The sequence below is a fragment of the Actinomadura miaoliensis genome (assembly GCF_039536785.1).
GTDB lineage: Bacteria > Actinomycetota > Actinomycetes > Streptosporangiales > Streptosporangiaceae > Spirillospora > Spirillospora miaoliensis.
Genome location: NZ_BAAAZG010000017.1, coordinates 132130 through 156426 on the forward strand (window position 1 = coordinate 132130; position 24297 = coordinate 156426).

Consider the following 24297-nt stretch of genomic DNA (forward strand, 5'->3'; position numbering starts at 1 on the left):
GATGTGTAGGAATATGATAATCGTTATCGTGTTCATCCTGCTTCCTGGTGAAGGGGAGTCATGTTTGAGGTGTCGTCTTCGTCCCTGACTGTCGGGGTCGATGAGGTGGCCGGGGTGGTGGCCGAGGTGCTCGGTGTCGAGGCGGTGGATCCCGATGCGCCGCTGACCGTGCTGGGGCTGGACTCGTTCACCGCCGTACGGTTGCGTCGCAGATTGCGGGAGCTGGGACTGGATCTGCCGATGACGGCGTTTCTGGGGAACGCGACCGTCCGCAGCGTCGCCACGGGGGGCGCCGAGCCCGGGGAGCGTGACGAGGGATTCCCGCTGACGCCGTTGCAGGCCGCGTACTGGATCGGGCGGGATCCCGCGTTCCCGCTCGGGGGCGTGGCGACGTTCTACTACCGCGAGTACGACCGGGTGCCCGGGCCGGAGGGAGCGGAGAGAGATCTTGCCCGGCTCACCGCCGCGTGGAACCGGCTGGTGGCCCACCACCCGATGCTCCGCATGATCGTGGACGGGGAGGGGCGGCAGCACGTCCTTCCCACGGTCGACGAATACGAGATCGAGGTCGTGGATCTGAGGGCGGACGGCGAGCGGGAGGCGGACGCCCGGCTCGCCGCGATGCGCCATGAGTGCTCGCACCAGGTGCGCGACGCGGGGCGGTGGCCGTTGTTCGACGTCCGCGCGGCGTTCCTGCCGGACGGGCGGACGCGGATCCTCCTCGGGGTCGACGTGCTCGCGCTGGACCTGGCGGGCTGGATGCAGATCCTCGCCGAGTGGGGCGACCTGGTCGCCGACCCGGCGGCCGATCTGCCCGCCGCGCCGATCACCTTCGCCGAGCTGGTCGAGCGTCGCGCCGCCGACCCCGCCGAGGCGGAGCGCAGGGAACGCGACCGGGCGTACTGGCGGCGGCGGGCGGACGCGCTCGCACCCGGACCGTCGCTGCCATGGGCGACCGACCTGGCGGAACTGCGCCGGCACCGGTTCAGCCGGTGGGCGGGCGAGCTGTCGCCGGAGGAATGGAGCGCGCTGAGGGGACGCGCGGCCGGACGCGGGCTCAGCCCGACCGGCGTGCTGCTGGCCGCGTTCGGGCTCGTGCTGGCGCGGTGGGGCGCGTCCGCGCCGTTCTGCCTGAACACGACACTGTTCGACCGGCCCGACGACCCGGAGCTGGCGCACCTGGTCGGCGACTTCACCTCGACGATCCTGGTCGAGGTGCCCGACGCGGGCACCCGCGGATTCGGCGAGTTCGCGGCGCGGGTCAACCGGCGGTTCTGGACGGACATGGAGCACCGCGCGGTGTCGGGTGTCGAGGTGCTGCGGGACGCGGGGGTGACCGGGCTGACACCGCGCTATCCCGTGGTGTTCACCAGCGGCGTGGGCCTGTCGGACCCGGAGCGCGACCCGGCCGCGTGGCTGGGCGAGGAGGTCTTCGGCATCTCGCAGACACCGCAGGTGGCGCTGGACCACATCGTCCACGAGGAGGGGGGACGGCTGCGCATCGCCTGGGACGCGGTCGACGGCGCGTTCGCCGACGGGTTCGTGGCGGGCATGCGCGACGCCCACCTGCGGCTGCTGCGGCGGCTCGCCGCCGAGGAGGACGTGTGGGACGATCCGGGATTCGGCTGGGATCCCACCTTCCTGCCCGAGGAGCCGCTGGACCGCAGCCCCTTCGGCGACGCCGGGCCTCTGCTGAACGATCCGCTGCGTGCCGCCGCCCAGGCCATGCCGGACAACGCGGCTCTGCTGGACTCGGCGGGCGGGCTCACCCACGGGGAACTGGCCGAACGCGCCGAACGCATCGGCGGCGTGCTGGCCGCCTCGGGTGTCGGGCCGGGCGATCTGGTCGCGGTCGCCTTCGACAAGGGCATCGACCAGGTGACCGCGCTGCTGGGCGTGTGCGCGAGCGGCGCCGGTTACGTCCCGGTGGAGCCGTCGTGGCCCGCGAGCCGGATCGCGTCGGTGTGCGAGCAGGCCGGGGTGCGGACCGCCCTGGTCCCCGAGGGGTCGGCCGTCGAATGGCCCCCGCAGGTGCGGGTCCACGGGGTGACGGGTGAGGGAGAGCGGGCGCGGCCGCGTGCGGCCAGGGCCGACGATCTGGCTTATGTGATTTTCACGTCGGGATCGACGGGCCGTCCCAAGGGCGTGGCCATCGAGCACCGCGCGGCGCGCACCACCATCGACGACCTGATCGACCGGTTCCCCGTCGGTCCGGACGACCGGGTGCTCGGGCTGTCGGCGTTCAGTTTCGACCTGTCGGTGCACGACATCTTCGGTGTCATGGGCACCGGTGCCGCCCTCGTCCTGCCCGACGCCGACCGTCAGCGCGACCCCGGACACTGGCTCGACCTGATGGAACGCCACCGCGTCACCGTCTGGAACACCGCGCCCGCGCTGATGGAGATGCTCGTCGAGTACGCCGAGATCGAGCCGGAGCGGGCCCGCGCGGTGCTGGCGCCGCTGCGGCTGGTGTTCCTGTCGGCCGACTGGATCCCGGTGACGCTGCCCGACAGGATCCGGGCGCTGGCACCGCGGGCGCGGGTGGTGAGCCTCGGCGGGGCGACGGAGGCGTCGATCTGGTCGATCTGCCACCCGATCGGCGACGTGGACCCGTCCTGGCCGAGCATCCCGTATGGACGGCCGTTGCGCGGCCAGTCCTTCCACATCCTCGACCGGCGTGGACGTCCCTGCCCGGTGGGGGAGGCGGGCGAGCTGCACATCGGCGGCGACGGCCTGGCCCGCGGCTACATCGGCGACGAGGCCCAGACACGGGAGCGGTTCGTCGTCGACCCGGTGCTCGGCCGCCGCCTCTACCGGACGGGGGACCTCGGCCGCTGGCGGACGGACGGCACCATCGAGTTCCTCGGACGCCTCGACCGGCAGGTGAAGATCCGCGGGCATCGCATCGAGCTCGGCGAGGTGGAGTCGGCCCTGAACCGGGCGCCCGGCGTGCGGCACTCGGTGGCGCTGTCGGTGCGCGGCCCCGACGACCGGCCGCGGCTGGTCGCCTACCTGGTCGCCGCCGGTCCGGGCGAGCCGCCGTCCGACGACGCGCTCATCGCCCACCTGCGGGACCGCGTGCCCGACTTCATGGTGCCGAGCCGCATCCTCTGGCTCGAGGAGTTCCCCGTCACCGCCAACGGCAAGATCGACTACGCGGCCCTGCCGAACCCCTATCGGCGTGCGGCCGCGCCTCCCGAGCAGCGGCCCGCACGAGACCCCGCCGCCCCGCCCGCCGCCCCGCCCGCCGGACAGGACGAGGGGCTGGCGGCACTGCTCAGGCAGGCGGGCGAGCAGGGCCTGGACGTGGCGGTGCGCATCTCCGGCGGCACCCTGTCCCCGGCGCGGGCGCTGACGGCCGCGGGGGAGTGGGCCGGCCGGCTGTCGGCGGCGGCCGCGGGCCAGGGCGTCACCCTGCACGAGCGGCTGCCCGCAGACGGGCTGATCGAACTCGGCGTCGTCACGGCACCGATACCCGCTCCACCCCCCGAACCACCGGTTCCGCCGACTCGGCCGTCGGCCGAGACCGTCCGGGCGCCCGAGCCGGAGCCCGCAGCGACGGGCGAACCCGAGGCCGACCCGGAGCTCGAGCGGGTGGTGGCCGAGACGTTGGGCGAACTGCTCGGCGGCGTCCCGGTCGACGTGACCACCCCCTTCATGCGCCTCGGCGCCACCTCCCTCACGCTCGTGCGGGCGCACGCCAGGCTCACCGAACGGCTCGATCCCGGCCTGTCCGTCGTCGACCTGTTCACCAGGCCGACCGTGCGGGACCTCGCCGCGTGGATCACCGCCCGGCGCACGGACCAGGCCGTCGCCCTGCCCGAGCGGCACGCCGTGCGGGAGACCGCCGCCGACCCGGCGGCGCGCCGGGCGCACAACCGCCGGCTCGCCCGCCGGCAGGCCGCCGAGGCCGCGCGATGAGCGGGCGGGAGCCGCTGCCCGACCCGGACGCCGCCGTCGCCGTCATCGGGCTGGCCTGCCGGTACCCGGGGGCGCCGGACGCGGACGCGTTCTGGGACATGCTCGTCCAGGGGCGTGAAGGGCTGACGAGGCTCACCGACGAGGAACTCGCCGCCGGTGGCGTCCCCCGGGCGCTGCGCCGCGACCCCGCCTACGTGCCGGTCGCCGGTCTCATCGAGGGGCAGGACCTGTTCGACCCCGAGCCGTTCGGGCTCACCGACGCCGAGGCCGCGCTGCTGGACCCGCAGCACCGGCTGTTCCTGGAGTGCGCGTGGCGGGCGCTGGAACAGTCCGGCCACGGCGGCGGACGCGGCGCCGGAGCGGTCGGGGTGTTCGCCGGGGCGGCGCAGAGCGCCTACCTGGCGAGCAACCTCGCCGGTCGCTGGGACCCGACGGGCGGCGGCGCCGACCCCGCCGGGAGCCTGCAGACGGCGATCGCGACGCAGACCGACTACATGCCGCTGCAGGCCGCGTACCGGCTGAACCTCACCGGCCCGGCGGTCGCGGTGAACACCACGTGCTCCACTTCGCTGGTCGCGGTGCACATGGCGGCCCAGTCGCTGCTGTCGGGCGAGTGCGACACCGCGCTCGCGGGAGGGGCGTCGCTGATCGTGCCGCAGGGCCGCGGATACCTGCCCATGGCGGACGGTATCTACTCCCGTGACGGCAGGGTGCGCCCGTTCTCCGCGCACGGCAGCGGCGTCGTCTACACCCAGGGCGTCGGCGTCGTGGTGCTGCGCCGCCTGCGCGAGGCGCTGGACGACGGCGATCCGGTCCTGGCCGTCGTGCTCGGCTCGGCGGTCGGCAACGACGGCGCGGCGAAGGCGGGCTTCACGGCGCCGTCCGTGCGCGGCCAGGCCGCCGTCATCACCGAGGCGCAGGCGGTGGCGGGCGTCGGGCCGCGGCAGATCGGTTACGTCGAGGCGCACGGCACCGCCACCCGCATCGGCGATCCGATCGAGGTGACGGCGCTGCGCCGCGTCTTCGGCGACACGGGGCCGGCCTGGTGCGGGCTCGGGTCGGTCAAGAGCAACATCGGCCACGCCAACTCGGCCGCCGGGATCGCCTCGTTCATCAAGACGGTGCTGGCGGTGCGCGCGGGGACCCTGCCCGCGTCCCTGCACGCCGAGCCCGTCAACGAACTGCTGGGGCTGGACGGGTCCGCGTTCGAGGTCGTCACCGAGACCCGGCCGTGGACGGGCCCGAAGCTCGCCGGAGTCAGCTCGTTCGGCATCGGCGGGACGAACGCGCACGTCATCGTCGGCCCGCCGCCCGAACAGCGGCCGCCCGCGGAACACGGCGATCCGCGACCGCACACGATCATCCTCTCGGCGCACGGGCCGCGGGCGCTCCGCGACACCGCCGCCGGCCTCGCGGCATGGGCCGGACAACGGCCGGGCGTCGGCACGGCCGACCTGGCGTACACCCTCCAGACCGGCCGCGAGCACCTTCCGCACCGGCTCGCCGCCGTGGTCGCCGACGGCGAGTCCCTCGAATCCGCGCTGCGGGCGGCGGTTCCGGCGGGCCCCGTCTCGACACCCCCGCGCGTGGTGTTCGCCTTCCCGGGCGGCGGCAGCGCGCGGCCGGGGATGGGAGCCGAGCCGTACGCCGCCGAGCCGGTGTTCGCCGACTGCGTGGACGAGTGCGCGGAACTGTTCGCCGGCCTCCTCGACCTGGACATCCGGACGGTCGTCCAAGGCGAGGCGGCCGACACCGCGCGTGCCCACGGCGCGGTGCACGGGCTGCCCGCGCTGTTCGCGGTGTCGCTGGCGACGGCGCGGCTGCTGGAGTCCTGGGGGATCGGACCGCATGCGGTGCTCGGCCACAGCCTGGGCGAATACACCGCCGCGGTGGTCAGCGGCGCCCTGCCGCTGGCGGACGCCGCGCATCTCATCGCGGTGCGGTCCAGGGCGCTGGCCGAGGCCGCCGGTGACGGGGCGATGCTGGCGGTCCCGTTGCCCGAGCGGGACACGCGCGCCCTCCTCACCCGGCACCCCGCCGTCGATCTCGCGGCCGTCAACGGCCCGAACGCGTGCGTGGTGTCCGGGCCGCGCGCCGAGGTGGCGGAACTGGAGGCCGAGCTGCGCGCCACCGGCCTGGCACCGACCCGGCTGCGGTTCGACGGAGCGGCGCACTCGCGCCTGATCGACCCGGCGCTGCCGGCCATGCGCGACGCCGCCGCCCGGGTACGGGCGGGCACCCCGGCCGTCCCGCTGATCAGCACGGTGACCGGCGCGGTGGCCGACGGCGAGGTCGGCACGGCCGAGCACTGGGTGCGTCAGCTCCGGCATCCGGTGCTGTTCTCGCAGGCGCTGCGGACGACCGTCGACACGGTGGGCGGATCACCCGACGTGCCGGTGGTGCTCGTGCAGGTCGGTCCGGGCGCCGCGCTCGCCACCCTCGCACGCGGGCACGACCTGCCCGGGCTGCGCGCGGCCGTGACCACGCTCGCGGCCGACTGCGCCGAGGGCGATCTCGCCGGAGTGCGGGCCGCCGCCGGACGGCTGTGGACCCACGGCGTGGACGTCGACTTCACCGCCATGCACCGGCCGGGACGGCGCCGCGTGGCCGCACCCGGATACGCCTTCCAACGACGCCGCCTGTGGATCGACCCACCGGAACGGCCGGTCGTCCACGCCGACGGCGACGCCCCCGACGACACCGAGCCGCTGCAGATCCCCGTGTGGCGGCAGACCGCCCCGCTCGACCCCGTCGAGCGGCTGGACGGCCGGTGGCTCGTCGCCGGACGCCACCGGACCGAGGTCGACGAGGTCTGCGCCGTCCTCACGGACGCCGGTGCCGAGGCCGTCCCCCTCCCGGACGTGGACGACGCCTCGGCCGGGAAGTGGACGGGTGTCGTCACGCTCGCCCACGGCGGCGACCCGGACAGCCCGGACAGCCCGGACAGCCCGGACGGCTCGGACGAGCCGGACGCGGTGACCGAGGAGATCCTGCGGCACGCGCGCGTCGCGGAGGTCATCGCCGCCGCCGCCGAGCCGCCCGGTCTGCTGCTGCACGTCACCCGGTCGGCGCAGCGGGTCCAGAGCGCCGACCGGCCCGATCCGGTCGCGGCCGCGTCGCTCGCGCTGCCGCGCGTCCTCGCCCAGGAGCAGCCGGGGCTGCGTTGGCGCGCGCTCGACCTGGACGGCCGGGCGGACCTCGCCGCATCGCTGCGGGCCGAACTCGGTGACGCGACCGCGGCGGGCGGCTCCGGCGCGGAGATCGCCGTCCGCGGCGGCGACCGCTGGGTCCGCGGCATGCGGCCGTGGCGTCCGGCGACCGGGAAGCCGCGGACCGAGCCGGGGCACCTCGCCCTGATCATCGGCGGGCTCGGGGACGTCGGCCTGACCACCGCCGCCCACCTGGCCCGGCAGGGGCTGCGCGTCGTCGTCACGTCCAGGAACGCGCCGCCCGAGGACGGCGAACGCGCCGAATGGCTGCGGGTGCTCGCCGACGAGGGCCTGGACGTCCAGGTGCGGCAGGTGGACGCCGCCGACGCCCGCGAGACCACGGCACTGCTGGCCGAACTCGCCGCGCAGGCGCCGATCGCGGTGGTGGTGCACGCCGCCGGCGTCGTCGCCACCGCCGACCTGGAACCGCTGCGGCGCGTCACGTCCGAGCACGTCACCGGGCACGTCCGCGCCAAGATCGCAGGGGTGCTGGCGCTGCGGACGGCGCTGGACGCGCTGCCGCCCGACCGGCTGCCGCACGTGGTGGTGCTGATGTCGTCGGCGGGCACGCTGGTCGGCGGAATCGGCATGGGGCCGTACTGCGCCGCCAACCGCTACCTGGACGCCTATGCCGAAGCGCACGGCGGCTCCGGATGGGTCAGCGTCGTGTGGGACGTTTGGAAGGTCGGCCCGCTGGGCGGCGAGCGCGAGGTGCGGACGCCGTACGCGCTGGACGCCCGCACCGGCATGGGCGCCCTGGACCGCGTGCTGGCGAGCGGCGAGCGCGGCGTCCTTCCGCCCGTGGTTGCGGTCTCCGCCACCGACCTGCGGGAACGGATGGCCACGGCCGCCTTCACCGCGCCCCCGCCGCCCGGCGCGGCCGAGACCGCGGGCGGCGCGGGCCTGACCGCGGCGCAGCGCGCCGTTGCGGACCTGTGGTCGGAACTGCTCGGCGTTCCGGTGACCTCGCCCGACGCCGACTTCTTCGCGCTCGGCGGCCACTCCCTGCTGGCCACCCGCATGCTGACCACGCTGCGCGCCGGTTTCGGCGTCGAGTTGAGGCTCCGCGACCTGTTCGACCGGCCGACCGTCGCGGGCCTCGCCGAACTGCTGGAAGGCCCGGCCGGCCCGGCACCCGCCCCCGCCCCCGCGTCCGACGGCGCCCGCGAACCGGGCGACGGAACGTTCCCGATGACGCGCGTGCAGCACGCCTACTGGGTCGGACGCGGCGGCGGCTACGCCCTCGGCGACATCGCCTGCCACTTCTACCTGGAGTACGACTGCGCCGGCCTGGACCTGGCCCGGTACGAGGCCGCCTGGCGCAAGGTGATCGCCCGGCACCCGATGCTCCGCACCATCGTCACCGGCGACGGCCGCCTGAGGACGCTCGACCACGTCCCGCCGTACCGGATCCGCGTGCACGACCTGACCGGCGCCGACGAGCCCGTCCGCGCCGAACGGCTGGCCAGGCTGCGCGACCGCGTCTCCCGCGACCCGGGGCCGCCCGACCGGTGGCCGCTGGTGCAGATCCGCGCCGCCCGCCTGCCCGGCGGCCGGGTGCGGCTGTTCATCGGCGTGGACGTGCTGATCTGCGACGCCGGAAGCTACTGGATCATCGACCGGGAGGTCCGCCGCTGCTACGAGGATCCCGACGCCGCGCTGCCGGAGATCGGCGTGGACTTCGCCGCCTGCGCGCGGGCGATGGAGGCGGCCCGGGACGGCGACGAGTGGCGGCGCGCCGCCGCGTACTGGCGGGACCGCATCGACACCCTCCCCGGCCCGCCGCCGCTGCCCGTCACCGACGTCGACGGGCCGCCGCGATTCGCGCGCCGCACGGGCAGGCTCGGCACCGCCGAGTGGGACGCGCTGCGCCGCCAGGCCGCCCGGCGCGGCACCACGCCCACCGCCGTGCTGCTGGCCGCCTATGCCGAGACGCTGGCGGCCTGGTCGGACGCCCCGCACTTCGCGCTGACCCTGACCCTGTTCGACCGGCCGCCGCTGCACCCGGACGTCGACGCGGTGGTCGGCGACTTCACCTCGCTGCTGGTGCACGAGGTGGACCGCCGCACGCCGGGCTCGTTCGCCCAGCACGTCCGGGCCGCGCACCAACGGCTGTTCGCCGATCTCGACCATCGCGCGTACTCGGCGCTGGACCTGTTCGCCGAACGCTCCGCGCGCACCGGCGAGGTCGGATCGGTGCCGGTGGTGTTCACCAGCGCGCTCGGGCTGGAGGACCTGGTGGGCGGGGAACCCGACCTGCAGTGGGTCGGGGAGCAGGTGCACGCGCTCAGCCAGACGCCGCAGACCTGGCTCGACCACCAGGTCCTCGTCCAGCGCGGCGAACTGCTGCTGCAGTGGGACTTCGTCGAAGGCGTCCTGCCCGCCGACGAGGTGGACAGGGTGTTCGCCGGATACGTCGCGCGGGTGCGGCGCCTGGCCACCGAGCCCGGCGCCTGGGACGAACGCCCCGCGTCCGCGACGGTGACCGACGACGTGCTCGTCCCGCTGAGAGACGGCACCGGCGACCGCACCCTGTACCTGCTGCACCCGTCCGGTGGCGACGTCATGTGCTACGCGGAGCTGTCCCGGCTGCTGGACGAGCGGTTCTCCGTCGTCGCCGTCACCGACCCCGGGCTGATCGGCGTCGATCCGCCCGGCGCGGCACTGGACGACCTCGCCCGCGGCTACGCGGACGTGATCCGCCGCGACTCCGCCGGTCCGTACCTGCTGGGCGGCTGGTCGATGGGCGGCAGCGTCGGCCAGGAGGTCGCCCGCCTCCTCCACGAGCAGGGGGAGACCGTCGGCCTGCTGCTGATGCTCGACTCCAACGACCCCACGTACATCACCCCGATCGACGCGGCGGACCCGGACGCCGCCGACGCCGAGGCGACCGTCCGGCTGCTGGGCGCCCTGGAGGCGTTCCGCGGCGTCGACCTGGGCGTCGGCACACCGCGGGCACGGGCGGCGCTGCTCCGCATGCCCCCGGACGGCCGGCACGCGGAGGCCGCGCGGCGGCTGCGCGAGCACGGGCTGCTCGGCCGCCGCGACGACGTCAGAGACCGGATCGAGGTCTTCGCACGGCACCTGCGCGGCCTCGCCGAGCACACCCCGAAACGCCTCGCCGACACGACCACCACCACGTTGCTGGTGCGCGCCGACCGGCCCGCGTCCCGCAACTCCGGCATCGGGATGGGCGTGGACGACACCCCGCCCGGCCGGCCCGACCTGGGCTGGGAACGGCATCTGGCCGGTCCCCTCGACGTCCACGGCGTCGACGCCGACCACTACGGCCTGCTGCGGGAGCCCGCTCTCACCCGCGTCGCCGAACTGATCAACCGGGCGCTCGCCCGGCACTGAAACCGAACGGGAACCCCTCACGATGAATCCGCTCTCCAAGACCGCCGCCGCGGCGCTGGCCGCCGGGCTCGCCCTCACCCTGTCGGGATGCGGGGGCGGCGACGACGGCGCGGCTGCGTCGTCCGGCGGCGACACGCTCCGTTACGTCGCGGTCGGCGCGCCCGCCACCGCGATCAACGACCCGCACGGCGGCATCGGCAACCAGTCCGACCTGATCAGGTTCGCGCTGCTGTACGACGTGCTGACCAAGCCGAAGCCCGACGGCACCACCGAGTACCGGCTCGCCACGTCCATCACCCCGGACGCGACGCTGACCCGGTGGACGGTGAGACTCCGGGAGAACGCCGCGTTCACCGACGGGCGTCCCGTCCGCGCCGTCGACGTGCTGTTCTCGCTGCGGCGCGTCCACCGGAAGGCGGCCGAGAACTTCGGCAGGCTGCGGATGTTCGACATGGCACGGTCCCGCGTCGTGGACGACCACACCCTCCAACTGGTCACCACCAAGCCGTACGCCGAGGTGCCGAGGGCCCTGGAGTCGGTGACGTTCGTCGTCCCCGAGGGAACGACGTCGTTCGACAAGCCGCCCGCCGGATCCGGCCCGTACCGGATGACCGGCGGCACCCCGCAGCACGCGGTCCTGGAGCGCAACGACCGCTGGTGGGGGCCCAGGCCGCCGACGCGCCGCATCGAGGTGCGCGCCGTCGCCGACCCGCAGGCGCGCGCTCAGGCGATCGTCTCCGGGCAGGCCGACGTGGCCGGCAGCGTCGGCCCCGCCTCCGCCCGCCAGGCGCAGGGCAACCCGAACCTGAAGGTGGTGCGCCGGTCGGGCGTCGTGATGTACCCGTTCGTGATGCGGCTGGACCGCGCACCCTTCGACGACCCGAAGGTCCGTGAGGCGATCAAGCTCGCGACCGACCGGCGGGAACTGCTCGACAAGGTGTTCCTCGGTTACGGCGAGGTCGGCAACGACCTGCTCACCCCGGCGGACCCGTCCAGCCCGCGCGACGTCCCGCAGCGCCCCCGTGACGTCGCCAGGGCCAAGGAGCTGCTGAGGCAGGCCGGGCACGGCGACGGGCTGACCCTCACCCTGTCCACCACCACCTCCTACCCGGGGATGGACACCGCCGCCAACCTGTTCGCCCAGCAGCTGCGCGAGGCGGGCATCACCGTGCGCGTGAAGATGGAGCCCCCGGATACCTACTGGACCGGTGTCTTCGCCAAGAGCGACTTCTACACCGGCTACTTCGGCGGCATCCCGTTCCTGGACGTGGCGCGGGTGTCGCTGCTCGGCGACGCCCCCACTAACGAGACGGCCTGGAAGCGGCCCGCCTGGGACGCCGCGTTCGACAAGGCCCTGGCGACCAGGGACGAGCAGAAGCGGCGTGCGGAGTTCGGCACGCTCCAGCGGCAGCTGCGTGACGACGGCGGCTATGTGGTCTGGGCGGCCGGTGACGGCCTGGACCTGACCTCCGCCCGCGTGGCCGGCCTGCCCACCGGCGCCGGGTTCGAGAGCAACTTCGTCGAGCGGGTGCGGCTGACACGGTGACGGCCCGGATCCTCGCCTCCGCCGCGCGCACGGTCGTCGTCCTGTTCCTGGTGTCGGTCGCGGTGTTCGGCGCCACCGAACTCCTCCCGTCGGACGCGGCGCTGACGCGGTCCGGCGGGACGGCCGACGCCGAACTGCGCGCCCGCCTCGGCCTGGACCGCCCGGCCTGGCAGCGCTACGCGACGTGGCTCGCCGGCATGGCGCGCGGCGACGCGGGCCATTCCCTGCTCACCGACCGTCCCGTGGGGCAGATGGTCGCCGAGCGGCTGCCCGCCACGCTCACCCTCGCCGGGTGCGCCCTCGCCGTCGCCGTCCCGCTGATGTTCGCGTTGGCGTGGGCGGTCGGGTACGCGCCCCCGCACCGCCGTGGCACGCTGACCACGATGGTCACCGCGCTGGCGGCGGTGCCGCAGGCGGTGTTCGCGGCGGGCCTGGCGGCGGTGTTCGCCGGTGTGCTGGCCTGGCTGCCGCCGGTGTCGCTGGTGCCCGCGGGCGGGTCCCCGTTGGAGCGGCCGCAGATCCTCGTGCTGCCCGCCCTGGCGCTGGCCGTCCCGTCCGCCGCGTTCGGCGCGGGCCTGCTCGGCGGCGCCGTCGCCGACATCGTGCGCCGCCCGCACGTGACGTCGGCGGTGGCGCGCGGCGTGCCCCGGGCCCGGGTCGCCGCCCGGCACGTCCTGCCCTACCTGATCGCCCCGGCCGTGCGGGTGCTCGCCGTGGTGACCGGCGGGCTGCTGGCCGCGACGACCGTGGTGGAGACGCTGTTCGGCTACAGCGGGCTCGGCGAGCTGCTGGTCGGCGCGATCGGCAACCGCGACGTGCCGGTCGTGCAGGCCGTCGCGATGCCGGCGGCGGCCGTGGTGCTGGCCGGGCTGCTCGCCGCCGACGTGCTGGCCGCGCTCACCGACCCGCGGCGCGCTCCTGGGCGGGCGGTATGAGAAGAGCGCTGATCGCGTGGACGGTCGTCCTGCCGGCCGTGGTGATCGCCGGTGGGGCGTTCGCGCCGTACGACCCGGCGTCCTCGGTCGGCGCGCCGTGGACGCCGCCGGGCGGCGGGTTCTGGCTCGGCACCGACGACGCCGGGCGGGACGTGTTGTCGCGTGTGCTGGCGGGTGGTCGGGCCCTCACCGCCGTCGCGTCGGCCGCCGCGCTGGCCGCCGCGCTCCTCGGCACGGCGGGCGGGCTGGCCGCCGGCTGGGCGGGCGGCCGGATCGACCGGCTGCTGACCGGGCTGGCCGACCTGCTGCTGGCGGTGCCGTTCCTGCTGCAGGCGATGGTGCTGGCCGTCGCCCTGCCGCCGTCCGCCGCCGTGGTCGCCGGGACCGTCTGCGGTGGCGCCCCGCTCGGCCTGCGCGTGATCCGCGACCTGACCCGGCAGGCGCGGGACTCCGGATACGTGGAGGCGGCCCGGGGGCGGGGCGAGCGGACCGCCGCGATCCTCGCGCGCGAGGTGCTGCCCTCCCTGGCCGGAGCCGCCACCGCCGACCTGGTGATGCGGTTCGTCCTGGCGTTGCAGCTCGCGGCGGCGTTCGGGATGCTCGGCATCGGCCCCGAGCCGTCGACCCCCGACTGGGGGCTAATGCTGCGGGAGAACCTGCCCGGAGCCCGCCTGAACCCCATGGCGGCGGCGGCCCCGGCGGCCGCGCTCGGCGTCGTGGCGGTGACGGCGGCGCTGCTCGCGCGGACGTCCCGCACCACGCGCCGCTCCGTGCGCCACGTGGTCGATGCGGCACCTCCCCCCGCCGGTGCCGGGCTCTCGGTCGACGGGCTCGGCGTCGCCGACTCGACGGGACGACCCGTCGTCACCGGTTTCCGCCTGCGCGCCGAGCCGGGCGAGGTCGTCGCGATCACCGGGCCGTCCGGCGGCGGCAAGACCACGGCGCTGCGGGCCGTGCTCGGCCTGCTGGGGGAGGGGCTTCACCAGACCGGCGGCGCGGTGGGCTGGCGGGGACGGCCCGTCCCGGCCGGACGCGCCGCCCGCCGCTGGCGCCGCGCCCACGTCGGCCTCGTCCACCAGGATCCCGTCGCCACGCTCGACCCGCTGATGACCGTGGGCGCCGCCGTGCTCGACGGGCGGCGCCGCGGCCTGCGCCCGGCCGCCCGCGCCACCCTCACGCGGCTCGGACTCGACGCGGAACGGCTCTGGTCGCGCCGCGCGAACCGGCTGTCGGGCGGGCAGGCGCAGCGCGTGGCCCTGGCCCGCGCGCTCCTCACCGACCCCGCGCTGCTCGTCCTCGACGAACCCACCAGCGGCCTCGACCCGGCCGCCCTCGCACTCGTGACGGACGTCCTCGAACGGCGTCGCGGCGACGGGCGCTCCGTCACGCTGGTGGTCTCCCACGACCGGGACTTCGTCGCCCGCGTCGCCGACCGGATCATCGACCTGACCCCGCCCGGCGCCGGTCCCGCCGCCCTCCACAAGGCCTCCGCCGGGCCGCCGTCTGGGGCGGGCGAAGTGCTGGCCGTCACCGGCCTCGGACTGGCCCACGGCCCGACGGCCCTGCTCGACGTCGGCCGGCTGTCGCTGCGGCACGGCGAGTTCGTCGCCGTCACCGGGCCGTCGGGCAGCGGCAAGAGCACACTGCTGCGCGCCCTCGCCGGGCTGCACGCCCCGGAGCGCGGCCGCCTCAGCCTGCGCGGCCGGACACTGCCCTGGCCGCTGGAACGACGCGGCCCCGAGGACGTCCGCGCCGTCCAGTTCGTCGGCCAGGATCCGCTGGGCGCGCTCAACCCCGCCCACCGCGTCGCGACCATCGTGGCCCGTCCCCTTCGCCTCACGGCCGGGACGACCCGGGCCGAGGCGCGCGGGCGCGTCCCGGAACTGCTGCGCGCCGTGGGCCTCGACCCCGCGCTGGCCGCACGCCGCCCGGGCGAGCTGTCCGGAGGGCAACGCCAGCGGGTCGCGCTCGCCCGGGCGCTCGCCGCCGGACCGTCCGTGCTGCTGGCCGACGAGATCACCGCCGCCCTGGACGCCGCGTCCGCCGCCGCCGTCCTGCGGCTGCTGGCCGAGCTGCGCGCCGGCGGCCTGGCGGTGCTGCTGGTGACGCACGACCGCGCGGTGGCGGCGTGCGCGGACCGCGTCCTGCACGTCAACGACCGACAACTCCTAGGAACGGAGTCTTCCAGCCGTGCCCAGTGACGACTTCCTGAAGCCGCTGCGCGACCATCCCTGGATCGATGACGCCCGCCTCGCCCCGGACGGCACCACGGTGCGCCTCCGCCCGTCGGTGTCCGCCCGCGACGACCTCGCCGCCGAGTTCCTGGAGAACTGGGGAGAGGTCTACGACTGGACGTACTCCGAAGGGGAGGGGCGGCACGCCGACGACCTCGACCTGTCCGGATGGCGCGCCTCCGACACCGGCCGCCCGCTCCCCGTCCGGCACATGCGCGAATGGGTGGACCACACCGTCGACCTGGTGCTGAGCCTGCACCCGCGCTGGATCCTGGAACAGGGATGCGGGACCGGGCTGCTCATGTACCGGCTGCGCGACCACGTGGCCGGGTACGTCGGCACGGACGTGGCCGCCGCCGCCGTCCGCAGGCTGGACGCCGACGCCCGGCGCCCGGGCACCGCGTTCGCCCGCGCCGCCGCCCACGAGGCCGCATCGCCGCATGTCGAGGCGGCGATGCGGGCGGCGGGCTTCCCCGATGCCCGGCCCGACTGCGTGCTGCTGAACTCGGTGACCCAGTGCTTCCCGGGCACCGCCTACCTGGCGGCGGTGATCCGGGACGCGATCGCGCTGGTCGCTCCCGGAGGCACCGTGGTCGTCGGCGACGTACGGGACGCGCGGCTGCTGTCCGACTTCTGCCGGTGGGTCGAGCACGCGCGGACCCCCGACGCCGATCCCGCCGAGGTGGCGCGCCGCGCGGCACAGCGGGCCCGGCGCGAACCCGAACTCCTCTTCGACCCGCCGCTGCTCGCCCGGCTGGCCGCGCAGGCCGCCGCCGAGACGGGCCGTACCGTCCGCATGGGCGTCCATCCCAAGACGATGCGGGACGACACCGAGCTGACCCGCTACCGCTTCGACGCCGTCCTGCACGTCGACGCCCCTCCTCGCCCCACCCCGAGGCCGGTCGCCTGGGATGAGCTGCCCGGCGACCGCGCCGCCGCGCTGGCCGGGCTCACCGGCGGCGGAGCGGCGGTGAGCGTCCACGGCATCCCGCGCGACCGCCTGCCCGCGGCCCGGCTCAGGGAGATCGTGGGGGAGCGGGCGGCGGTGGTCGCCGATCCGGCGGATCCTGCCCTTCTCGGGGTGGTGACCCCTCCAGAGGCCGCCGCCGTGCCCGTGGACGAGATCGCCGGACGGCCCGGCACGGCGCACGACCCGTTCGTGCCGTTCACCGCGCGCCGGCTCACCGAGGTGGCGCGCGCCGTCCTGCGCCGGGACGTGACGATCGAGATCGACGCGGAGACCGGCCTGCCGGAACGCGCCGCCCGCGCCGCCGCGGAGGCGACCGGCACCGATCCGGCCCGGCTGCCGCCCTTCCTGCGGAGGCTGGACGGCGTGGCGGTGCTCGCGATGGCGTCCGCGCTGCGTCCGGCGGGCCTGACCCGGCCGGAACACCGGCTCACCGCCGACGAGATCGCCGACGCCGTCCGGGCCGCCGGCCGCCACCGCTGGATCCTGCGCCGCTGGCTGGACGTCCTGGTCGCGCAGGGCATGCTCGTCCGGCACGACGACGGCGCGTACGGCGGGCTGCGGCCGGTGACGCGGCGGGAGGCGGCCGCGGCCGCGGAAGGGCTGGCGGCCGACGGCGCCCGGATCGGCTACTCGGCGGAGACGACGCGCTTCATGCTGTCGGCGATGGCGCGGCTGCCCGAACTGCTGCGGGACGACCTCTCCATCCGCGCTCTTCTGTTCGGCGACGATGATGGCGTCGACACCGCCGACGGCGCCTACCGTGACAACCCCGTCAACCGGTATCTCAACGGTGCCGTCGCCGAAGTCATGCGGTGGGCGCAGCGGAACCAGGGCGCTCCGCTGCGGGTGCTGGAACTGGGGGCGGGCGTGGGCGGCACGACCACCGACGCTCTGGCCGCCCTCGCGCACGGCGACGTCGACTATCTGTTCACCGACGTCTCCCGCTACTTCCTCACCCTCGGCCGGGAACGCTTCGGCGCACACCCCGGCGTGCGTTTCGGGACCTTCGACATCAACGCCGACGCAGCCGCGCAGGGGGTGCCGCGCGCGTCGCTCGACGTGGTGCTGTCGGCCAACGTCCTGCACAACGCCCGCCACATCGCGAAGACGCTCTCCGGGCTCGCGGAACTGCTCGCCCCCGGCGGCCTGTTCGTTTTCGTGGAGACGAGCCGGGAGCTGTATTCGATCCTGACCTCGATGCAGTTCCTCATGTCCGCCCGTCCCGGCGAACAGCGCCTGCACCCCGACGACCCCAGGGCGGACGACGACCGTGTCTTCCTGAGCGACGAGCAATGGCTTGCGCAACTGGAGGATGCGGGGCTGCGGCCGTGGTTCACGCTGCCCCGCCCCGACCATCCTCTGGCCGAGGCCGGGCTCCGCCTGTTCGTCGCGCGCCGCGCCTAGGCGGAGCCCACGCGACACCGGGCTCCGCCTAGGCGTCGTGTGTCAGGAGGACGGGAAACCCAGGCCGGAGCGGAACAGGTCGCCTTCCATCCACAGCGCGGCCCGGACGCCGTCGGCGGCCCCCAGCGAGACGAGGGTGGCGGCGTCCGGCACGGCCGGGAGCTTGGCGGTGTCGCCCGCGGCGGCGACCCCCGGCACGGTGGTCTCCTGCAGTTCGTTGACGCGTACCGTGCCGTCGTCCAGGATCTCGCAGCCGAGCTGTGCCGCCAGGTCGGAGTGCTGCCGGGTGGGGGCGCGGTGGTAGACGGCCTGGCGGCGCAGGACGCCGCCGGCGGCGAACCGGATCGTCATGTCGCCCGGCTCGCCCGCGACCTCGGCGATGGGCTCGGACCGGACGGTCAGGCCGCGTTCGTCCAGCTTCTTGACGATCTGTTCGGGCAGGTCCAGCGGGCCGTTGGTGCACAGCACCACGTCGTCGCTGAACCGGTCGGCGACGTACAGCGCGAGCATCGCCTCCGGCGGGGTGGCGCCGAGGACGGCGAGCGACAGCCCGCTGGTCTCCCAGCCGTGGCAGAACGGGCAGTGGAAGACGCCGCGGCCGAACCGTTCGGCCAGGCCGGGGATGTCGTACGGCTCGTCGACCTGGCCGGTGGCCAGCACCAGGCGCCGCGCGCGTTCGCGGGCGCCGTCGGCCAGCTCGATCTCGAAGTCGTCCTTGACGCCCCGGGCCGTCACGACGGTGCCGGGACGGACCTCCACCGACGGGTAGGCGGCCAGCTCCTCGCGGCCGATCGCCAGCAGCCGCGCGGGCGGGAAGCCGTCGCGGCTCAGGTACATGTGCATCTCCGTCGCGGGGGCGTTGCGCACGCGGCCCCCGTCGACCACCAGGACGCGGCGGCGCTGCCGCCCGAACACCAGGGCGGCGCTCAGCCCCGCGGGCCCGCCGCCCACCACGATCACGTCGTACATGCCGGACTCCATGTGAAAACGATTATCATATGCGGAAGATAAGGAGGGGATCTTGGTCGACGTCGACGAACCGGGCGGCCCGTGGCTGCGCCGCTTCCTGCCGCGCCCGGACGCCGGGCTGCGCCTGATCTGCGTCCCGCACGGCGGAGGCGGCGCCGCGGCGTTCCTCGGGTGGGCCGAGCTGCTGCCGCCGGGCGTCGAGCTGCTCGCCGTCCAGTACCCCGGACGCGAGGACCGGATCGCCGACCCGATGCCGCGCGACATGGACGAGCTGGTCGCCGCGCTCACCGACGCCGTGGCGGCCGTCGCGGACCGCCCGTACGCGCTGTTCGGGCACAGCATGGGCGCGACCGTGGCCTACGAGGTCGCCCAGGAGGCGCGGCGGCGCGGCCTGCGCGGGCCGGTGCACCTGGTGGCGTCCGCGCGTGAGGCGCCGCACGACGAGAAGGGCGGCGACGTGCACCGGGGCGATGACGACGACCTGTACGCCGAGCTGATGCGCCTCGGCGCGACCGACCCGGCGGTGCTGGCCGATCCCGGCCTGCGCGCGCTGATCCTCGCGTACGTGCGGGCGGACTACCGGCTGATCGAGACCTACCGGCCCCGGCCGCTGCCCCCGCTGGACTGCCCGGTCACCGTGTTCCTCGGCGACCGGGACCCCGACCTCACCCCGGCCGAGGCGGCACGCTGGCGGCACGCCACCCGGGCGCGGACGCGTGTCGAGATCTTCCCGGGCGACCACTTCTACCTGGTGCCGCGCCGGCACGCCGTGCTGGCGGCGCTGCGGCGGGTGCTCGCCGCGGCGCCCCGGGCGCGCTGATCCCGGGGATCTCAGCGTCGCCACACGCGCAGCCGCTCCGGGACGTCCGGCACGGGCGTGAGCCCGGCGGCCGACAGCTCCTCGGCCAGCCGCTCGTCGGAGATGACGTGGCAGTCGAACGCGGCGACCTCCTCCCGGACCAGGCGGTCGCCCTCCCACGTCCGGTACGCGTTCACCCAGCGGATCATGTCGTCGCCGATGACGTCCGCCCGCGTCACCGTTTCGTACCGGTGGCGGCCGAGCGAGCGGCCGGGGACCTCGGTGGGCGGCACCGGCTCGGCCTTCTGCGGGTGCTGCGCCTCGACGACCAGCAGCCCGCCCGGTTCCAGCGCGTCCGCCCACCTGCGCCACAGCCGCGCCCGCTCGGCCGGGCCGAAGTGCATGATCACATTGAGCAGGACGACCGCGTCGACATCGCCGGGCGGTGCGGCGTCGGCCGCCTCCTCGGGCAGCACGGTCACCCGCCGCGCGGCCGCGTCCGGCAGCCGCGCCAGCCGGGTCACCAGGGCCGCCCGCATCGCACGGGTCGGCTCGATCGCGAAGATCTCCGCCTCGGGCGGCAGGAAGCCCAGCATGGCCTCGGTGAAGTGGCCGGTCCCGGCGCCGATCTCCGCGACGCGGCGCGCGTTCCGCAGCACGCCGGCGAGGGCCGCCGCGACGGCGTCCCAGTGGGCGAGGGGAAGGATCAGGTCGTAGTAGGGGGCGTTGACGGCGTAACCCAGTCCGCGGTCCGCCCTGGCCGCCTCGTCGGTCATGAATGGGGCCCTTCTGCTTTCGGGGTCGGTTTCTGGGGTCGGTCAGGTCAGCTCGACTCCGGTGACCAGCGGGTCGCCGGTCAGCCGGGTCAGGGTCCGGCGGGGGTCCAGCACGTCGGCGGCGAAGTGGACGCCGGGCGGGACCCGCCCGGCGAGCACGTCGCGGGCGGCCAGCGCCGCGACCACTCCGCTCAGCGCGTAGGAGTCGGGAGTGCGCAGGACGAGGCGGCGCGCACGCCCCGGTGCGGGGGCGCGGTGCACGGCCTGGAACAGCATCGTGTAGTAGGGGCCGGTGGCGGCCAGGTCGGCCTCGGCGGCGGCCACCACCGCCGGAACGTGCCGTTCGGGCGGCGCGTCCTCGTCGGCCCAGGCCACGGCGAGTGCGTGCGGGATCGCGTCGGTGACGTAGACGGTGTAGTTGCGCAGCTCGTCCACGCCCAGGTCGGCGGCGAGCCGGGACGCCTCCGCCGACAGGAACGGCCAGGCGTGCACCCGGCCCCGGAACCCCGGCAGCGCCACCGACCGCAGCGGGCGCAGCGCGTTCGGCACGACCGCACCGTGCCGCCAGGCGGCCAGCGCGGTGCCGAACCGGGGGCCTCGCGTCAGCAGCGCGTCCACCGCCGACACCGGGCCGATCGCGACGGCCCCGCCGACGTACACGTCCAGCCGGGACGGCGGCGGCCCGTCCACCGCGAGCAGGCGGGGCAGCAGCCCGGACAGCCCCGGCATCAGCCCCGCGGAGAAGAGCGCGGCGCGGTCGCCCAGGCCGGGGACGTGCCCGTCGCACAGCGCGTCGGCGGCCACCACGTCGCCCGCCGCGTCGACGTAATGCGCCCCGGCCGCCAGCGCCGCCCGTGCCACCCGGTCGAGCACCTGGTACGACGGTCCCGCGCAGTTGACGACCACGTCGCAGCCGGCGCAGAACGCGCGCAGCTCGGCGTCGTCGTTGAGATCCACGCGCACCGGCTCGGCGCCGGCCCCGGTCACCTGCGCGCATGCCGCGGCCGCTCGCCGCGGGTCGCGCCCGCCGACGCGCAGCCTGCCGCCCGGCTCCCAGGCGGCCAGCCGGTCGACGACGACCCGGCCGACCGCCCCGGAACCCCCGAGCACACCGATCGTCGTCATCCGCCGAAGCCCTGCTCGCGGACGGCGGCCGCCAGCCCGGCCACGGTCGGCGCGTCCAGGAACCGGCGCACCCGCACCGCCACGCCGACGTCCTTCGCCAGCCTGGCCAGGGCCCGCACGGCCAGCAGCGAGTCCCCGCCGAGGGTGAAGAACGGCGTGGCGCGGTCGAGGACGGGGACGTCGAGGATCTCCTCCCACAGCAGCGCGATCCGCTGCTCCAGCTCGTCGCGAGGCGGACCCGCCGTCTCGTCCCCGCCGCCTCGGACCGCGTCGCCTCGGGCCGGGCCGCCGCCGCTCAGGACCGAACCGCCGCCCGTCCCGTCCGGCTCCGACGCGGCGGGCAGGTCGATCTCGCGCTCCCAGCCGGCGCCGTCGGCCAGCGTCTCGATCAGCGCCACCAGGCCGCCGAACGCCGCGTCGACCTCCCGCGGCTCGAACAGCTCGGCCACCAGCGAGAACGCGACGGCCATCTCCTCGCCCATCTCCCAGAACCGCGCCTCCAGCGCCACCTGCGGGGTGCGGAGCTGGTGGTAGAAGTCGTCGAAGTCGAGCGTGCCGAGCGGACCGGCCGACCGGGCCTGGCGTTCGCCGATGGCCGCGTCCATGCCCAGGGTGCTCTGGAACACCACGGGCGCGACCGGCCGGGTGGTGCCGCGCCGGCGGGCCAGTTCCCGTGACACCTCCACCCCGGAGACCAGGTTGTGCGCGGCGTGCTCGCCGAACGTGCGCTGCTGGGCGGCCGCCAGTTCGGCGAACGTCCGGCCCGTGCCGAGCGCGACGGGCACGAGCATGGTCGAGGCGAACGCGCCGATCGTGCGGTGGATGTCGGGGTGCAGCGGCAGCCGGTTGAGCTGCAGGGTGTTGAGCAGCATGCGGCGGTGCCCCGCCCAGCGGGCCAGGACGACGGCGAACGCGGTGAGCATCGCGGCCGACGGGGTGACCTCGTGCGCGGCGCACTGCTCGCGCAACGCCGTCCAGCGCGCCGCGTCGAGCCTGGCCTCGCGGGTGTCCATCAGCGTCGGCGCCACGTCGCGGGGGTCGGTGCGCAGGGGGAGCGCGGGCGGGGAGGGCGCGTCGTCCAGCCGTTCCCACCACCAGTCGCGGTCCGCGGCCCACAGTTCGGTCCGGCGCAGCCGCCCGACCGACGTGACGTAGTCGCCGAAGTCGACCTCCAGCGGCGCGAGGACGGCGTTCCAGTCGGCGGCGAGCGTCAGCAGCTCCCGGTTGAGCACCGTGGCCGACCAGCCGTCCATCGAGATCAGGCTCATCGCGGTGTGCAGCCGGCCCCGCCCGCCGGGCAGCAGGCTGAGCCGCACGTCCAGCCCCGGGCCGGTCAGCGGGTTCGGGCCGGTCGTCGCCATCTCGGCGCGCACCGCCTCCAGCGCGGCGCGGACGTCGGTGTCGTCCGCCGCGCGCAGGTCGAGGACCCGGGGCCGCGGGATCGCGCCGGGCGCGTCGGGCGGCAGGACGTACTGCATGCCGTCCGGGGTGATCCGGGCCCGCAGCGTCGGCTGGTGCAGCGCCAGCCGGTGCAGGGCGTCCGTCAGCGTCTCCTCGGCCTCCTCGGCGTCGACGCCGGTCAGCGCCATGTCGGCGTAGAAGTGCGCCGAGTCGTACGACAGCTCCCAGCCGTCATGCTGGCCGACGAAATACCCCTGCTGCAGCGGCATGAGCGGGAACGGGGCGTCCGGGTCGGCGCGATGCTCGATGTCCACCGGCAGGGCCCGTGCGGCGGCGCCGTCCCGGCCGCGCCGCGCGACCAGGTCGGCCAGCCCCGACAGGGTGATCTCGACGGTCACGTCCGACAGCGCCAGCTCCACCGACAGCCGCCTTCGCACCAGCGCCGACATGCGCACGGCGAGCACCGAGTCGCCGCCGAGCCGCAGGAAGCTCGCGTCCTCGTCGATCGCGCCGGGGTCCATGCCGAGCAGCTCGGCCCAGATCTCCGCCAGCTCGCGGACGGTGGTCATGTGTCTCTCCTCGGGGTTCGCGGGTGGCGGCCGGGGGCCACGACGATCACGGTCTCGACAAAATGATAATCATTATCGTAACCGGTACACGTCGGCCCGCGTCGAGGGTTCCGGCCGTCAGGCCGGGGAGGAGGGCGAAAGGCGCGGGCGGCGGGTCAGGGCTTGCGGGCGACGCCGCCGAGGACTCCCTCGTCGGAGGGCGTCTCGAAGGGGCTGGGGTCGGGACGCCAGTCGTTGATGGGCACGACGCCGGGTTCGACGAGCTCCAGCCCCTCGAACAGGCGCGCGATCTGCTCGGGACGCCGCAGGTGGTACGGCACGGCGCCGCCCTCGTTGTAGCGGCGGGTGGCCTCGACGTTCGCCGGGTTGGTGTCGGCGCTGTCGTTGATCGCCAGGTAGCTGCCGGACGGCAGGGCGTCCATCAGGCGCCGGACGATCGACCGCGCCTCCTCGTCGTCGCCCGCGTTGCCGACATGGCCGAGGACCTGCATGAGGATCAGCGCGACCGGCCGGCCCAGGTCGAGCGTTCCGGCGGCCTCGCGGATGATGGTGGCGGGGTCGCGCAGGTCGGCCTCGATGTAACTGGTGACCCCCTCGGCGCTGCTGGTCAGCAGCGCGTTGGCGTGCATCAGCACCAGCGGGTCGTTGTCGACGTAGACGATCCGCGACTCGGGGGCCACCCGCTGGGCGATCTCGTGGGTGTTGTCGACGGTCGGCAGGCCGGTGCCGATGTCCAGGAACTGCCGTATGCCGGCCTCGCCCGCCAGGAAGCGCACCACCCGCCCGAGGAAGTAGCGCGAGCCCCGGGCCAGGTCGGTGATGCCCGGGTAGACCTGCCGGAACGCCTCGCCCGCCGCCCGGTCCACGGGATAGTTGTCCTTGCCGCCGAGCCAGTAGTTCCAGATGCGCGCCGAGTGCGGCACGGTCGTGTCGATCTTGGGGTGCCCCGAGCCCGGGCCTTCGGGTGGGGGCGTGTCGCTGCCGGTCACGGAACATCCTCCTCGACGGAGATGTCGGGCATTACAGCGATTATCGCTCATTTGCCCCGCGGACTCCCGGCCGCGCCGCGCCCCGCCCGCCGT

At 75.4% G+C, this 24297-nt stretch carries 12 protein-coding genes; 7 read left to right on the forward strand and 5 right to left on the reverse strand.

Annotation, left to right across the window (positions count from 1 at the left end; translation table 11 throughout):
- Positions 1 to 69: 69 nt before the first annotated feature.
- Genes ABD811_RS14525 through ABD811_RS14550 form a run of 6 tightly spaced genes read left to right on the forward strand, consistent with a single transcriptional unit; the run spans position 70 to position 17576 of the window.
- Positions 70 to 3921 carry an amino acid adenylation domain-containing protein gene (locus tag ABD811_RS14525; protein ID WP_344946730.1) on the forward strand — a complete coding sequence of 1284 codons (3852 nt, stop codon included), beginning with the start codon at positions 70 to 72 and terminating at the stop codon, positions 3919 to 3921.
- Positions 3918 to 10487 carry an SDR family NAD(P)-dependent oxidoreductase gene (locus ABD811_RS14530; RefSeq protein ID WP_344946733.1) on the forward strand — a complete coding sequence of 2190 codons (6570 nt, stop codon included), beginning with the start codon at positions 3918 to 3920 and terminating at the stop codon, positions 10485 to 10487. Before ABD811_RS14525 ends, ABD811_RS14530 begins: the two co-directional genes overlap by 4 nt.
- Positions 10488 to 10509: 22 nt before the next feature.
- The gene (locus ABD811_RS14535; RefSeq protein WP_344946736.1) at positions 10510 to 12033 is read left to right on the forward strand and encodes an ABC transporter substrate-binding protein; all 1524 of its coding nucleotides are present in this window, start codon (positions 10510 to 10512) and stop codon (positions 12031 to 12033) included.
- Positions 12030 to 12968, forward strand: a complete 939-nt coding sequence (locus tag ABD811_RS14540; RefSeq protein WP_344946739.1) for an ABC transporter permease — start codon at positions 12030 to 12032, stop codon at positions 12966 to 12968. Before ABD811_RS14535 ends, ABD811_RS14540 begins: the two co-directional genes overlap by 4 nt.
- Positions 12965 to 15169: an ABC transporter ATP-binding protein/permease gene (locus ABD811_RS14545; RefSeq protein ID WP_344946742.1), complete on the forward strand. Its 2205-nt coding sequence runs from the start codon at positions 12965 to 12967 to the stop codon at positions 15167 to 15169. The genes ABD811_RS14540 and ABD811_RS14545 overlap by 4 nt, the downstream gene beginning before the upstream one ends.
- Entirely contained in the window at positions 15159 to 17576 is a 2418-nt protein-coding gene (locus tag ABD811_RS14550) for a methyltransferase (protein WP_344946745.1), read from the forward strand. Before ABD811_RS14545 ends, ABD811_RS14550 begins: the two co-directional genes overlap by 11 nt.
- A 42-nt stretch (positions 17577 to 17618) precedes the next feature.
- Here the strand turns inward: ABD811_RS14550 and ABD811_RS14555 are convergent, their stop codons facing one another.
- On the reverse strand, positions 17619 to 18557 hold the full coding sequence (locus tag ABD811_RS14555; RefSeq protein ID WP_344946748.1) for an NAD(P)/FAD-dependent oxidoreductase: 939 nt from the start codon (positions 18555 to 18557) through the stop codon (positions 17619 to 17621).
- Positions 18558 to 18597: 40 nt separating this feature from the next.
- Between ABD811_RS14555 and ABD811_RS14560 the strand changes: the two genes are divergently transcribed.
- Complete coding sequence (locus ABD811_RS14560; protein ID WP_344946751.1) at positions 18598 to 19365, forward strand: thioesterase II family protein; 768 nt, start codon at positions 18598 to 18600, stop codon at positions 19363 to 19365.
- An 11-nt stretch (positions 19366 to 19376) separates the two neighbouring features.
- Here ABD811_RS14560 and ABD811_RS14565 read toward each other — a convergent pair whose 3' ends face one another.
- From ABD811_RS14565 to ABD811_RS14580, 4 genes are all read right to left on the reverse strand, one after another.
- A complete protein-coding gene (locus tag ABD811_RS14565; RefSeq protein WP_344946754.1) occupies positions 19377 to 20120 on the reverse strand; it encodes a class I SAM-dependent methyltransferase in 744 nt (247 codons plus the stop codon).
- Between the two features lie 42 nt (positions 20121 to 20162).
- Positions 20163 to 21245, reverse strand: coding sequence for a saccharopine dehydrogenase NADP-binding domain-containing protein (locus tag ABD811_RS14570; protein ID WP_344946757.1), 1083 nt, complete (start codon positions 21243 to 21245; stop codon positions 20163 to 20165).
- Positions 21242 to 23215 (reverse strand): phosphopantetheine-binding protein, encoded by a 1974-nt coding sequence (locus ABD811_RS14575; protein ID WP_344946760.1) that lies wholly within the window; start codon positions 23213 to 23215, stop codon positions 21242 to 21244. Before ABD811_RS14575 ends, ABD811_RS14570 begins: the two co-directional genes overlap by 4 nt.
- A gap of 155 nt (positions 23216 to 23370) precedes the next feature.
- Positions 23371 to 24204 (reverse strand): SAM-dependent methyltransferase, encoded by an 834-nt coding sequence (locus tag ABD811_RS14580; RefSeq protein ID WP_344946763.1) that lies wholly within the window; start codon positions 24202 to 24204, stop codon positions 23371 to 23373.
- Positions 24205 to 24297 lie beyond the last annotated feature (93 nt).

Excerpts from the sequence above, each read along its gene's own strand:
- ABD811_RS14555 (WP_344946748.1), bottom strand. The coding sequence starts at position 18,557 with ATGGAGTCCGGCATGTACGACGTGATCGTGGTGGGCGGCGGGCCCGCG.
- ABD811_RS14530 (WP_344946733.1), top strand. The coding sequence starts at position 3,918 with ATGAGCGGGCGGGAGCCGCTGCCCGACCCGGACGCCGCCGTCGCCGTC.
- ABD811_RS14570 (WP_344946757.1), bottom strand. The coding sequence starts at position 21,245 with ATGACGACGATCGGTGTGCTCGGGGGTTCCGGGGCGGTCGGCCGGGTC.
- ABD811_RS14575 (WP_344946760.1), bottom strand. The coding sequence starts at position 23,215 with ATGACCACCGTCCGCGAGCTGGCGGAGATCTGGGCCGAGCTGCTCGGC.
- ABD811_RS14545 (WP_344946742.1), top strand. The coding sequence starts at position 12,965 with ATGAGAAGAGCGCTGATCGCGTGGACGGTCGTCCTGCCGGCCGTGGTG.
- ABD811_RS14535 (WP_344946736.1), top strand. The coding sequence starts at position 10,510 with ATGAATCCGCTCTCCAAGACCGCCGCCGCGGCGCTGGCCGCCGGGCTC.
- ABD811_RS14565 (WP_344946754.1), bottom strand. The coding sequence starts at position 20,120 with ATGACCGACGAGGCGGCCAGGGCGGACCGCGGACTGGGTTACGCCGTC.